15 protein-coding genes are annotated in these 12979 nt (G+C 43.3%); 1 reads left to right on the top strand and 14 read right to left on the bottom strand.

Going from position 1 to position 12979, the window contains the following annotated elements; all coding sequences use genetic code 11:
- Positions 1-30: 30 nt before the first annotated feature.
- From tuf to fkpA, 9 genes are all read right to left on the bottom strand, one after another.
- Positions 31-1215 carry an elongation factor Tu gene (tuf, locus tag GKR61_RS09295; RefSeq protein ID WP_187128653.1) on the bottom strand — a complete coding sequence of 395 codons (1185 nt, stop codon included), beginning with the start codon at positions 1213-1215 and terminating at the stop codon, positions 31-33.
- A gap of 78 nt (positions 1216-1293) precedes the next feature.
- Entirely contained in the window at positions 1294-3420 is a 2127-nt protein-coding gene (fusA, locus tag GKR61_RS09290; protein ID WP_036948738.1) for an elongation factor G, read from the bottom strand.
- A gap of 86 nt (positions 3421-3506) precedes the next feature.
- Positions 3507-3977, bottom strand: coding sequence for a 30S ribosomal protein S7 (gene rpsG / locus GKR61_RS09285; RefSeq protein ID WP_006813694.1), 471 nt, complete (start codon positions 3975-3977; stop codon positions 3507-3509).
- 98 nt (positions 3978-4075) lie between these two features.
- On the bottom strand, positions 4076-4450 hold the full coding sequence (gene rpsL, locus GKR61_RS09280) for a 30S ribosomal protein S12 (protein WP_004265905.1): 375 nt from the start codon (positions 4448-4450) through the stop codon (positions 4076-4078).
- A 136-nt stretch (positions 4451-4586) separates the two neighbouring features.
- Entirely contained in the window at positions 4587-4874 is a 288-nt protein-coding gene (tusB, locus tag GKR61_RS09275) for a sulfurtransferase complex subunit TusB (RefSeq protein ID WP_036948734.1), read from the bottom strand.
- Between the two features lie 58 nt (positions 4875-4932).
- Complete coding sequence (gene tusC / locus GKR61_RS09270) at positions 4933-5292, bottom strand: sulfurtransferase complex subunit TusC (protein WP_036948731.1); 360 nt, start codon at positions 5290-5292, stop codon at positions 4933-4935.
- Between the two features lie 45 nt (positions 5293-5337).
- Positions 5338-5742 (bottom strand): sulfurtransferase complex subunit TusD, encoded by a 405-nt coding sequence (gene tusD, locus GKR61_RS09265; RefSeq protein WP_036948729.1) that lies wholly within the window; start codon positions 5740-5742, stop codon positions 5338-5340.
- Positions 5739-6485 (bottom strand): helix-turn-helix transcriptional regulator, encoded by a 747-nt coding sequence (locus GKR61_RS09260; RefSeq protein ID WP_154639742.1) that lies wholly within the window; start codon positions 6483-6485, stop codon positions 5739-5741. Before GKR61_RS09260 ends, tusD begins: the two co-directional genes overlap by 4 nt.
- Positions 6486-6824: 339 nt before the next feature.
- Positions 6825-7568 (bottom strand): FKBP-type peptidyl-prolyl cis-trans isomerase, encoded by a 744-nt coding sequence (fkpA, locus tag GKR61_RS09255; protein WP_036948748.1) that lies wholly within the window; start codon positions 7566-7568, stop codon positions 6825-6827.
- Positions 7569-7801: 233 nt separating this feature from the next.
- On the opposite strand from fkpA, the gene GKR61_RS09250 reads away from it, so the two are divergent.
- Entirely contained in the window at positions 7802-8023 is a 222-nt protein-coding gene (locus GKR61_RS09250; RefSeq protein ID WP_036948724.1) for a SlyX family protein, read from the top strand.
- 4 nt (positions 8024-8027) lie between these two features.
- Here GKR61_RS09250 and GKR61_RS09245 read toward each other — a convergent pair whose 3' ends face one another.
- From GKR61_RS09245 to kefG, 5 genes are all read right to left on the bottom strand, one after another.
- Positions 8028-9365, bottom strand: coding sequence for an aryl-sulfate sulfotransferase (locus tag GKR61_RS09245; protein WP_154599896.1), 1338 nt, complete (start codon positions 9363-9365; stop codon positions 8028-8030).
- 250 nt (positions 9366-9615) lie between these two features.
- Entirely contained in the window at positions 9616-10221 is a 606-nt protein-coding gene (gene slyD / locus GKR61_RS09240; protein WP_006659533.1) for a peptidylprolyl isomerase, read from the bottom strand.
- An 86-nt stretch (positions 10222-10307) separates the two neighbouring features.
- The gene (locus GKR61_RS09235) at positions 10308-10511 is read right to left on the bottom strand and encodes a YheV family putative zinc ribbon protein (protein ID WP_036948717.1); all 204 of its coding nucleotides are present in this window, start codon (positions 10509-10511) and stop codon (positions 10308-10310) included.
- A gap of 9 nt (positions 10512-10520) precedes the next feature.
- Positions 10521-12329, bottom strand: a complete 1809-nt coding sequence (gene kefB, locus GKR61_RS09230) for a glutathione-regulated potassium-efflux system protein KefB (RefSeq protein WP_036948714.1) — start codon at positions 12327-12329, stop codon at positions 10521-10523.
- Positions 12322-12882 (bottom strand): glutathione-regulated potassium-efflux system ancillary protein KefG, encoded by a 561-nt coding sequence (gene kefG, locus GKR61_RS09225; protein ID WP_108478763.1) that lies wholly within the window; start codon positions 12880-12882, stop codon positions 12322-12324. The genes kefB and kefG overlap by 8 nt, the downstream gene beginning before the upstream one ends.
- Positions 12883-12979: the final 97 nt, after the last annotated feature.

Below are 12979 nucleotides of genomic sequence, written 5' to 3'. Positions count from 1 at the left end.
GTGGTTCTTTCTTATTCAGAAAGAGCGGTATTATGCAATGATTTTTGCAACAACACCCGCACCTACAGTACGACCACCTTCACGGATTGCGAAACGTAAACCATCATCCATCGCGATTGGGTGAATCAGAGTCACGATCATGTTGATGTTATCGCCTGGCATTACCATCTCTACGCCTTCTGGCAGTTCGATAGTACCGGTTACGTCAGTTGTACGGAAGTAGAACTGTGGACGGTAGCCTTTGAAGAATGGAGTATGACGACCACCTTCATCTTTGCTCAGAATATAAACTTCTGATTCGAATTGAGTGTGTGGCTTGATTGAACCTGGTTTAGCCAGTACTTGACCACGTTGAATTTCTTCACGCTTAGTACCACGCAGCAGAACACCAACGTTCTCACCCGCACGACCTTCGTCCAGCAGTTTACGGAACATTTCAACGCCAGTACAAGTCGTCTTAGCCGTTGCTTGGATACCAACGATTTCAACTTCTTCACCAACTTTGATGATACCACGCTCAACACGGCCTGTTACTACTGTACCACGACCAGAGATTGAGAATACGTCTTCGATTGGCAGCAGGAATGGCTTATCAATTGCACGCTCTGGTTCTGGGATGTAAGAATCCAGGTAGCCTGCTAATTCAACAATTTTCGCTTCCCACTCTGGGTTGCCTTCCAGCGCTTTCAGTGCTGAACCGCGAACAACTGGAGTGTCGTCGCCTGGGAAATCGTATTGAGACAGAAGTTCACGAACTTCCATTTCAACTAATTCTAACAGTTCTTCGTCGTCTACCATGTCACATTTGTTCAGGAAAACGATGATGTAAGGAACACCTACTTGGCGACCTAACAGGATGTGCTCACGAGTTTGTGGCATTGGGCCATCAGTCGCAGCAACAACCAGAATTGCACCGTCCATCTGCGCAGCACCAGTGATCATGTTTTTAACATAGTCGGCGTGACCTGGGCAGTCTACGTGTGCGTAGTGGCGAGTTGGAGTATCGTATTCTACGTGAGAAGTAGAAATGGTGATACCACGCGCTTTTTCTTCTGGTGCGTTATCGATTTGGTCGAATGCACGAGCGTTACCGCCGTAAGTTTTCGCCAGAACAGTAGTGATTGCTGCTGTCAGGGTAGTTTTACCATGGTCAACGTGGCCGATTGTACCAACGTTAACGTGCGGTTTTGAACGTTCAAATTTTTCTTTAGACACGACTCTATTCCTTATGGAGTTCCCTCTTCACGATAAAGAAGGAACTTAAATTAAAGTAGTTAAATCGATAAAAATCGATTATCTAGCGTTACGAGCTTCGATTACAGCTTGTGCAACGTTGTTTGGCGCTTCATTGTACTTCAGGAACTCCATAGAGTATGAAGCACGACCTTGAGTCTGAGAACGCAGGTCAGTAGCATAACCGAACATTTCGGACAATGGTACTTGTGCACGAACAACTTTACCAGTAGGTAAGTCATCCATACCTTCAATCATACCACGACGACGGTTCAGGTCACCAATTACATCGCCCATGTAGTCTTCTGGAGTTTCCACTTCAACTTTCATGATTGGCTCAAGCAGAACTGGTTTCGCTTTTTTGAAGCCGTCTTTAAATGCCAGCGATGCTGCCAATTTAAACGCCAATTCAGAGGAGTCAACATCATGGTAAGAACCGAAATGCAGACGAACACCCATGTTAACTACTGGATAACCAGCTAATGGACCAGACTTCAGCTGCTCTTGCAGACCTTTGTCAACCGCAGGAATGTATTCCGTAGGGATTACACCACCTTTGATTTCGTTGACAAATTCGTAGTCCATTGGCAGACCATCTTTGTCTTTCTTGTCCAGTGGGTACATATCGATAACGACATGACCGTACTGACCACGACCACCAGACTGTTTCGCGTGTTTACCTTCGATATCAGTCACTTTAGCAGTGATTGCTTCGCGGTAAGCTACTTGTGGTTTACCAACGTTCGCTTCAACTTTGAATTCACGACGCATACGGTCAACCAGAACGTCCAAGTGCAATTCACCCATACCAGCGATGATAGTCTGATTAGTCTCTTCATCACTTGATACGCGGAATGATGGGTCTTCTTGAGCCAGGCGGCCTAATGCGATACCCATTTTTTCTTGGTCAGCTTTAGTTTTTGGTTCGATTGCAACAGAGATTACTGGCTCTGGGAATTCCATACGCTCCAGGATGATTGGTGCATCAACTGCACATAAAGTATCACCTGTAGTTACGTCTTTCAGACCGATAGCAGCCGCGATGTCACCAGCGCGAACTTCTTTAATCTCTTCACGCTTGTTAGCGTGCATCTGAACGATACGACCAAAACGCTCTTTCTTCGCTTTAACAGCGTTCAGAACGGTATCACCTGAGTTAACAACACCGGAGTAAACACGGAAGAATGTCAGGTTACCAACGAATGGGTCAGTTGCAATTTTAAATGCTAAAGATGAGAACGGCTCTTCGTCACTTGCATGACGTTCAGCTGGAGTATCTTTACCATCGTCCAGAACACCGTTAATTGCCGGTACATCTGTAGGAGCTGGTAAGTAATCCACGACCGCATCCAGCATCGCCTGAACACCTTTGTTCTTAAATGCAGAACCACAGGTAACCAGGATAATTTCGCTAGCAAGAACACGTTGACGTAAAGCACCTTTGATTTCTGCTTCAGTCAGTTCTTCACCGCCCAGATATTTTTCCATCAGTTCTTCTGATGCTTCTGCAGCGGATTCGATCAGGTTGTTGTGCCACTCTTCAGCCAGCTCTTGCATGTCCGCAGGGATATCTTCGTATTCGAAGGTAACGCCTTGGTCTTCATCGTTCCATTTGATTGCTTTCATTTTCAGCAAGTCAACAACACCAGTGAACGACTCTTCTGCGCCAACTGGTAATTGCAGTGGAACTGCAGTAGCTGCTAAACGAGTTTTTAACTGCTCAACAACACGTAAGAAGTTCGCACCCATACGGTCCATTTTGTTAACGAACGCGATACGTGGAACTTTATATTTGTTAGCCTGACGCCATACAGTTTCAGACTGTGGCTGAACACCACCAACCGCACAGTAAACCATTACCGCGCCATCAAGAACACGCATAGAACGTTCTACTTCGATTGTGAAGTCAACGTGTCCCGGGGTGTCGATGATGTTGATACGGTGTGGTTCATACTGCTTAGCCATACCAGACCAGAATGCAGTAGTCGCAGCTGAAGTGATAGTAATACCACGCTCTTGCTCCTGCTCCATCCAGTCCATTGTTGCAGAACCTTCGTGGGTTTCACCGATCTTATGGTTTACACCAGTATAGAACAGAATACGTTCAGAAGTTGTGGTTTTACCGGCGTCGATGTGTGCACTGATACCGATGTTACGATAGCGTGCTATGGGCGTTTGACGAGCCATTTTTTCCTCTCTCGTGGGCGTTCAATTCTTCATATAAAGGGCAGCTGAAAGCTACCCTGAGATACATCACTAAGATTGGTAAGAGATTACCAACGGTAGTGTGCGAACGCCTTGTTAGCTTCTGCCATACGGTGAACGTCTTCACGTTTCTTAACAGATGAACCTTTGTTCTCAGCAGCGTCTGATAATTCGTTTGCCAGGCGAAGTGCCATAGATTTATCACCGCGTTTACGAGCAGCATCAACGATCCAACGCATTGCCAGGGCATTACGACGAACCGGGCGAACTTCAACTGGAACTTGGTAAGTTGAACCACCAACACGGCGGGATTTAACTTCCACAGTCGGACGCACGTTATCAAGTGCTAATTCGAATGCGTCAAGTTCAGTTTTACCAGAACGCTGAGCAAGGAGCTCAAGTGCGTTATATACGATTGCTTCAGCAGTAGATTTTTTCCCGTCTACCATCAGGATATTTACAAATTTGGCCAGTAATTCTGATCCGAACTTAGGATCTGGAAGAATTTTACGTTGACCAATTACGCGACGACGTGGCATGGATATGACTCCGTTGTTAATTCAGGTTTGTCCAAAACTCTACGAGAGTATTTTGACATTAAGATTAAAAATGTTTGGCCTTACTTAACGGAAATCCATTAAGCCTTAGGTTTCTTCGCGCCGTATTTAGAACGAGCTTGCTTACGGTCTTTAACACCAGAACAGTCCAGTGCGCCGCGAACGGTGTGATAACGCACACCTGGCAAGTCTTTAACACGACCGCCACGGATCAGGATTACGGAGTGTTCCTGCAAGTTGTGGCCTTCACCACCGATGTAGGAAGATACTTCGAAACCGTTAGTTAAACGAACACGGCATACTTTACGTAATGCTGAGTTTGGTTTTTTAGGAGTGGTAGTATATACACGAGTACATACGCCACGTTTTTGCGGGCAAGCTTCCAGTGCTGGAACGTTGCTTTTCACAACTTTCGAGCTACGAGATTTGCGTACCAGCTGATTAATAGTTGCCATTATTAAAAAAGCTCCTGGTTTTTTTGCTTCGTAAACACGGATTTTGACCTCGTTCGCCAACATGACGATACACGAGGACGCGAAATTTTATTGCCGACTGGCTCAGGTGTCAAGAAATATACAACTTTTAGTGACTTTATAAGGCAAAATGTTGCTTATGAGCTTCAGTTAGCTTTACAAAACCTTGATATGAGATGATAGAAACGTCATCAGCTACCTGATCTTGTAGCCCTCGGGCATGAATATCTGCATCCAAGGCATAGATTTGGGCACCGCTATTTTGTAGTTCCGCAAGATATTTGGATTGTGAAACAGCGGCAATCACACCATCTTGGAAAAGCAATATAGCGTCTTCATTGGTGATTAAACGCAATAGCGCTGAGAAATCACATTTAAATGGAGAAGTGGCTAGAGTGTATAGCATAGGTAGGATCCTACTATAGATCAAAATCCGAACACAAGATCAAATTTTGAACACAATCTCAAAATTTGAGCACAACATCACAGGCGGATAGCCTCTCTTGGATCTGCTGGGGTGTTAAGAATTCAGGTGTCACAACCCACTCATTTTGCTGGCTAAGACCTCTTTCCTTTAATGACTCTAAACATAGGTAAATATTTTCAATGTCATAGAGAGGTAAGATCTTGAACGTCGAAATATAGTCCCGAGCTAAAATTTCTTTAGGCTGCTGATGAGCGAGTAATTGGCATACACCATCAGAAAGGAAGAATACGCTAATTTCTTCTGTCAGTGCCGAGGTTGCTAATAATGCATCCAGTCCTTCGCGCCCACTGGCACTACCATGTGGCATAGTCGTAAAAACAAAGGCTATTTTCTTCACAAGAGACCTTATCTTATAGAGTGACGTCGTTCATGATGTTCAGGTTTAAAACTGGATGGTGCGGTCAGCGGTTAACATGGATTCAGCAAGACTGCCTAAACCGCTCATGGTAAAACTTTCAGATAAGTTATGAGCAGATAGCGATAGCGCGTTAGCTTGTTCTTTATCTGTAATACCACGACGTAACCCTGCGGCAACACAGACATTCATTTCACAGCCCGATTCTTGTGCCAGTTGGCGCCATGCTTTGACCAGGTCAAATTCATCATTTGCAGGGGAAGTTAAAGCATTGCCATTAAGAACGCCATCTTGATAAAAAAACACCGTCTTCAATAAATGCCCCTCTTTAAGAAGGGCCTTGGCAAATTGATAGGCACTTGCTGATTGTGAAGTGCCGTATGCGGGGCCAGTCACTAACAAACAATAGGTTAGCGGGGTTGTTTTACTCATTCACCACTCTTAAATTGGCGGATATATAAATAGACGGTGTGCTTAGAAATATTCAGGCGGTCAGCCACTTGGTTGATAGCATCTTTGATATCAAAGATGCGGTCAGCCACTTGGTTGATAGCATCTTTGATATCAAAGATACCTTTTTCGTACAAGTTCAGAACCACTTGTTTATTTTTCGCGTTGTTAGAAACATTACGGTCATTGCTAACTTCTTCGATGGTGTATTCTAATGTTTGTGCAACCAAGTCATCGACTGAAGACGCGAAGTTGACATCCGAAGTCACGTCTTGCTTTTCTTCTGGCACAAAAGACTTAATGATTTCAGAGAATGGCACATCCAAGTTCATGTTGATACACAGTAAGCCGATAACACGTTGCTTACGGTTACGAATCGCAATCGTCACAGACTTCATTAAGTCGCCACTTTTTGCTTTCGTAAAATAGGCTTTAGAGACATTGGATTCTGCATCCGCCATATCATGAAGCATTCTTAATGCTAAGTCAGTGATAGGGGAGCCAATCTTACGCCCTGTATGCTGACCATTCGCTATTCTCACTGCTGAACATTTGAGGTCTTCTAAAGAGTGAAGAACAATTTCACAATGCTCACCAATTAGCATAGCGAGCCCGTCAACCGCAGCTTCATATGATTTTAAAATTTCGTGGTCAGTCTCAGTAAACGGCTGGTTATCAAGAATATTAATATCACTGAGGTCTTGGGATTGTAATGCATCAGACATTTCAACGTCATCCTTCTAAAGTGTATAAAATTCATCACGTCAACCAATGAGGCATTCATTATTCGACTCATTTGCCTTCATTTTATCGTACATAGTCAACGGATGTGATGATTAAAAATAAAAACGAATCTATTGAAGTTAAAACTCCGAGGCGTTGCCGTCAAGCGAATGAATGCAAGAGAGTATGTTTTATCACAAGTTTTAAAGAATATAAGATTTTTAAATGCAAATTTTTAATCGAGAATGACACAACTCTGCTTTTTTAGCATTGGATTGCGTAACTCAATGAAAAAAGCCCAGAACGAATCTGAGCTTTTTTATTTTTAACGATGTGAAATCTTATTTTGCAGCAGGTTTGATGTCTAATAACTCAACATCGAAGACAAGCGTTGAGTTTGCAGGGATACCTGGAACGCCATTTTCACCGTAAGCTAATTCTGGTGGGATAACTAATGTCATCTTGCCACCTTTCTTCAGGTTAGATAAACCTTCAGTCCAGCCTTTGATCACTGAATTTAATGGAATAGTCAGTGGCTCGTTACGAGAATAAGAGCTATCGAATTCTGTGCCATCGACTAAAGAGCCTTTATAGTGAACAACAACGGTTTCGTCTTCTTTAGGTTTTGCGCCAGTGCCATCTTTCTCAATTTTGTACAGTAGGCCAGACTTAGTTTTCACTACGCCCTTTTCTTTTGCAAATTTCTCGCGATATTCGTCACCTTTCTTCACGTTAGCTACTGATTCAGCCTTGATTTTATCTTCAGCTGCTTTTTTCACTTGTCCTTCGAATTGACGTAATGTTTCTTCAACTTGAGCATCAGTCATTTTGCTTTTGCCGTTGAATGCATCTTGAACACCAGCCAGTAGTTGGGCTTTGTCCAGATTAATACCGATCGATTTTTGCTCTTCTAAAGAATTCTGCATATAGCGACCTAAAGAGGCACCTAATGCGTATGCGTTACGCTCTTCAGCATTTTTGAAAGCGCTCGCTTGTGTTTTTGCTTCTTCTGCCATAACTTGTGGGGCAGTAAAAGCGAATGCTAATGTTGTTGCTAATAGACTTGCCTTAAACAGTGATTTCATCCTAATCTCCGATAGCTATTATTCGAGCCATACGGCTCATTTTTATTGATAGCTGTTCCTTATCTTAAAAAACAAGCTGTCAGTTAACACAAAAAATATAAGAATATCTTAGACCACATTAACAAAAAGAGGTTTCAACGCCTACACCTTTAAATAAAACTTATCTGTTGATTTGTAATGTTCGGTTATTATGATGTTTTTTTCATGGTGAGAACCCATAAGGAGAGTCTAAAATGGATTCATCAGACAATTTTGAACAGCGTTTAGAACTTTTAGAAAGCAAAGTTGCTTTCCAAGAATTGACCATTGAGCAGCTTAACCAAGTGATTACAGAACAACAAATGCAGCTGTCAAAAATGCAAGAACATTTACGCATCGTTGCGGAGAGGTTGAAAGCGTCGCAATCATCTCACCTTGCCCGCCCTGAAGAAGAGACTCCCCCTCCACATTATTAATCTCTCAGCTATTCGCCTTGATATGAAATTGGGAGATATCAATATCAGGCAATGCCACTTCTTCGGGCTTATTCAATTGAGGAACCCATTCATAGGGGACTCGATAAGCCCGATAAATCATGTTATTCCATGCGTATTGCTCGTCGGTATAAGGGGAAATATATTCCCAAACAATTTTATTTTCCTTGGTAACTTCAATAATTCGTCCATCCGCGCCCTCTGTAATCAGAGTATTACCATTAAGTAATCGTTGCGCACTGCTAACATGCGGACTATAAAATCGAAAACGATTCGTCGGTATTTTAAATCCCTGCTCATTTGCAGAATGCTGCCAAACAATATCTAAACTGATCGGGTCTATCTCCAAGACTCGAGAATAATCACGACCCGCATTTTTTAATCCATAAAGCGAAGTTGGCGTTGCTTGCCCATAGCCTGCTTGCCAGCCATTATCAAACAATAAAATATTCCCCGCCCCCGGTAACCCTTGAGGAATAAGATGGGCATGATGTTGACCAATAATCCCCCCTAAATGTTTAACATTATCATGGGTATAATCAGGCCCAATTTGCCATACAATCTTTCTTGTTTCACGGCTGGTAATTCCAATAATATTCGCTTCCCGAGAGCTCCATATTATATTCTCAGGATGAAAATCAGCATTGCCATTATCATAGTGTTTGTTGGGACCAAGCCAAGATAGGCTATTGATATGTAAATAATCCCCTACATCACCAACGATCAGATTAGGATTACGATAAAAGACATTTTTAGCAGTTTCAGAAAAACCGAGCTCCGAAAAATAATCACTGAACGCCCATGCCCATACAATATTTCCCTGCCAATCAATCTCAACAAAGACGTCATCCAGTAATGGCTTATCTGATATTTGAGGATTTTGAATATTTCGATGGCAAAGTAATAATGTTTTTCCATTATGAACAGGGGATATCAAGCCAGGCGTATAATACCCGACGGGATTTCCTTCTCGTTGAAAATCATGATGCGCCCTTGCAGACCAATATTGTTTTCCGACATCATCCGTCAATGACTCTACACGATCGAATGACCAAACTTCGTTATTATCCCAATCCCGCTGAACCAACCTGGTATATTCGCGATATTTATTACCCTCTTTTGGCTTTTCATAGCTCAGCAGATTGCCTTGAGATAACATTTTGCAAGGCACGCCATCACTGTCCTGCCAAACATGAACTTCATTGCCATTCATATCAATAAGCACAGCGCCCTTATTCGCCGCTGAGAATAATGTATAACCATTCCATGCTTTATCTGGTCTATAAATTGTTGTTTTTGTAGGGTAAATAGAGGGAGTTCCCATAATAATTTTCCTAGATGATTGAGACTATGACGCGAGATAAACAAAGAAATTAATCTCGATAAACATCATGGGAATTATAAGACAGAAAATTAACCAATTGATTTATAATAAATTTTAGTGATTACTAAATTTAATGACGGGGAATGCTTGAGACCGAATTTTGAGCAAAAAAAAGCCCAACATAAAAATGTTGAGCCTACTTTCGAAATAAAAAACGAGTTCGCTTTTTATTGAATCTCTCTTTTAGAGATTAGTGGCAACCACAACCGCCATGCTTGTGACCGTGACCTTGACCTTCGCCACCACCACAGCAACCGCCTTCTGAACCGTGGCTATGACCGCCACCGCCACAGCAACCACCTTCGTGGTCATGGTCGTGGTCGTGACCATCAGCACCATGGACGTGGCCATGAGCGATTTCTTCTTCAGTTGCTTCACGGATAGCCATGACTTCAACATTAAATTTCAGGTTTTGACCTGCTAACATATGGTTACCGTCAACGATAACTTCATCGCCTTCGATGCCAGTGATTTCAACTGGAACTGGACCCATGTCAGTATCCGCTAAGAAACGCATACCCACTTCCAGCTCATCAACGCCCATGAATACATCTTTCGGTACGCGTTGAACTAAGTTGTCATCATATTGACCATATGCATCGTCTGAAGCGACTTCAACATCGAAATGTTCGCCAACTTCACGACCTTCTAATGCTTTTTCCAGACCAGAAATTAAAGAACCACGGCCATGCAGATAGTCCATTGGCGCATTTGCCGGGGACTCATCAACTAAAACACCGTCTTCTGTTCTTACTTGGTAAGCTAAGCTTACAACCAAGTCTTTTGCTACTTTCATGACATCTCCTACGACCCGTAAGGGAAAAATTTTTGCCAATTGTACCGGAAAACAATTGTGCTGTATTGAGAATTGACAAAATTCTCTTATTCTGGGGTAAAAATTCCAATAACTTGTTCTTGCTTTCTCACATGCTCAGTCGCATCGCCTTCAGCTTGACGTTGTTGATCCCCGCAATTGACACATTCAACCACATCAATTTTATCTTCTCGCCACATCATTAAGGTGTCTTGAGACTTGCATTTAGGGCAGGTTGCCCCAGCAATAAAACGCTTACGTGTTGCTGCCATTTTTCTACCTTACTGTTCATTATTCCAGCTGTGCGGTTGGCGATTTTCTCTTTGCATCTCTTTTTCGAAAAGTTCGTTGAGTTCACGCCGCGCCTCTTTAATACGCGAAATTTGCCCGCTATCGCTATTCTCATTTTCAGGAATGATATCCCTTAACATACGCATATCAAGCCGGCGAAAATGCTGTTTTGCACGATAAGCTTTATGAGGATGCATACCTGTACTAATCAGTGCCTTACTTCCCATTTCTAACGCGCTTGAGAAGGTTTCACGGCTAAAATCCGTCACGCCACTATGCAGTAATTCGTGAGCCTCTAAACGCCCTTTTGCACGGGCAATAATATGCAAGTTCGGGAAGTTTTCTTGGCAAATACGCACAATTTCCATCACTTCTTCAGGAACGTTGCTGGTGATCACAATGGCTTTGGCTTTATCCGCTCCCGCTGAGCGTAGAAGTTGTAGTTCTCGCGCATCCCCATAATAAACGGTGTAACCGTAGCGGCGCATGGTACTAATCGCGGTAACATCTTGTTCAAGCACCGTAATATTCACTTTGTTCGCCATCAATAGACGACCAACCACCTGCCCCATTCGTCCAAATCCCACTAAAATCACGTGAGGATTGGTGTCTTCCACAAACGGTTTTTCGGTAGAGGTTGGCTGCTGATTATAACGGCGGTTGAGATACGCATCTATCAGCTGCATCACAAGTGGCGTTGTCATCATCGATAGCGTCACCACCACCAACAATAAATCCATTTGCCTTTCATCAATCACGCTAGCTCCGAATGCCGTGGCATAAATCACAAAGGCGAACTCACCACCTTGGCTAAGCACCCCTGAGAATTGCGCTCGAGCGCCTGTACGTAAACGTGCCACAAATCCCAGCACATATAAGACAAGCGCTTTCACAGCGACCAGCACCAAAACTGCCAATAAAACTTGAGGGAGATAAGCCCACAATACTTGTAAATTTAATGACATACCGACGGAAATGAAAAACAGCCCCAGCAGCAAACCTTTAAACGGCTCGATATTGATTTCAAGTTCATGACGAAATTCCGTCTCAGCGAGCATCACCCCCGCCATAAACGTCCCCAAGGCCATTGAAAAGCCAAGGCTTTCCATTATCAATGCGGAACCCAGTACGACTAACAACGCCGCTGCGGTAAAAATTTCATGCACGCCCGATTTCGCTGCAAGCCTAAATAATGGACGTAGTAAATAACGTCCGACAATCCATAACCCTGCAAACGCCACCACTTTCAATCCAATTTTGTACCAATCGCTGCTTCCCGTATCACCTGCCAACAGCGGAATCAGCGCCATAATCGGGATCACAGCCATATCTTGGAACAGTAAAACAGAAAAGCCAAGCTGCCCACTTTCTTGGTTGGACATCCCTTTTTCATTCATTAATTGCAGCGCCATTGCCGTGGAGGACATCGCCATTCCCAGCCCACCAACCACTGCTGCCTGCCAAGAAAACTGAGCAAGGATCAGGATACCTGCCATCAAAGCTGCGGTCACAACCACTTGAATGGTGCCGACACCAAAAATCGACCGACGCAACTCCCACAATTTCGAGGGCTTCAGTTCCAACCCAATCAAAAACATTAAGAAGACAACACCCAGTTCCGAGAAATGCAGGATGTCATCCACATTGCGAATAAAGCCCAATACAAATGGACCAATCGCAATCCCCGCTAATAAATAGCCTAACACCGCTCCCAAACGGATTTTTTGGGCAATCGGCACCATCACCACACCGGCGCATAAAAATATGATCACCGATTCAAATAGATTTAATTCATCCATTTGAAATGTCTCCCGTATTGAGGGGTTGTCTCATCCATTGCTTATACTCTTCAACCATTTGCTGTAACTGTTGTGGGCTCTGTCGGCGGGCAGAATAGATAATGTTCGGTTCCATCCAGTGCATATCACACATCAATGAGGTCAACTCAAATGGACGAAGGATTTCAGATAATGGATAACGATTATAGCCACCATATTGGTAAGCTTCTTCTGGCTCTCCAGTAGTAATAATCGAGCGCCAATATTTGCCTTTCAATTTTTGGTATCCTTGGTCTGTGGCAAATCGGCGAGTCAGAACTTGGTCAAACCACTCTTTTAATAGCGCGGGACAACTATAAGTATACAGCGGGTGCTGAAATACGATGACATCATGCTGGCAAAGCAGCTTTTGTTCTGCGGTGACATCAATAAAATAATCGGGATATGTTGCGTATAAATCGTGGATAGTGACATTGTCAAAACCGCGCACTGCATTTAACAACAGACGATTAGCAACAGATTCATGGGGGTCTGGGTGAGCATAGACCACGAGCACTTTTGGCGTATTTGACATCTTTCCCTCCTCAAAGGCGTGTCAGGCGGATAATTTTCCGTTACCATGCAGCCTGCTAAATGTACTTTAAGCTTAATATATTTCAGTAATAACTTTA

This window comes from Providencia sp. wls1916 (assembly GCF_009706585.1).
Classification (GTDB): Bacteria; Pseudomonadota; Gammaproteobacteria; order Enterobacterales; family Enterobacteriaceae; genus Providencia; species Providencia lanzhouensis.
The sequence above is the reverse complement of the archived record's forward strand: the minus strand, read 5'-3'. Positions and strand labels throughout refer to the sequence as shown.

Bases quoted from the DNA above. Each gene is read 5' to 3' on its own strand.
- GKR61_RS09235 (WP_036948717.1), bottom strand. From the start codon at position 10,511: ATGGCAGCAACACGTAAGCGTTTTATTGCTGGGGCAACCTGCCCTAAA.
- fusA (WP_036948738.1), bottom strand. From the start codon at position 3,420: ATGGCTCGTCAAACGCCCATAGCACGCTATCGTAACATCGGTATCAGT.
- kefG (WP_108478763.1), bottom strand. From the start codon at position 12,882: ATGTCAAATACGCCAAAAGTGCTCGTGGTCTATGCTCACCCAGACCCC.
- tusD (WP_036948729.1), bottom strand. From the start codon at position 5,742: ATGAGTAAAACAACCCCGCTAACCTATTGTTTGTTAGTGACTGGCCCC.
- fkpA (WP_036948748.1), bottom strand. From the start codon at position 7,568: ATGAAATCACTGTTTAAGGCAAGTCTATTAGCAACAACATTAGCATTC.
- GKR61_RS09250 (WP_036948724.1), top strand. From the start codon at position 7,802: ATGGATTCATCAGACAATTTTGAACAGCGTTTAGAACTTTTAGAAAGC.
- rpsG (WP_006813694.1), bottom strand. From the start codon at position 3,977: ATGCCACGTCGTCGCGTAATTGGTCAACGTAAAATTCTTCCAGATCCT.
- GKR61_RS09245 (WP_154599896.1), bottom strand. From the start codon at position 9,365: ATGGGAACTCCCTCTATTTACCCTACAAAAACAACAATTTATAGACCA.
- tusB (WP_036948734.1), bottom strand. From the start codon at position 4,874: ATGCTATACACTCTAGCCACTTCTCCATTTAAATGTGATTTCTCAGCG.
- GKR61_RS09260 (WP_154639742.1), bottom strand. From the start codon at position 6,485: ATGTCTGATGCATTACAATCCCAAGACCTCAGTGATATTAATATTCTT.
- kefB (WP_036948714.1), bottom strand. From the start codon at position 12,329: ATGGATGAATTAAATCTATTTGAATCGGTGATCATATTTTTATGCGCC.
- rpsL (WP_004265905.1), bottom strand. From the start codon at position 4,450: ATGGCAACTATTAATCAGCTGGTACGCAAATCTCGTAGCTCGAAAGTT.
- slyD (WP_006659533.1), bottom strand. From the start codon at position 10,221: ATGAAAGTAGCAAAAGACTTGGTTGTAAGCTTAGCTTACCAAGTAAGA.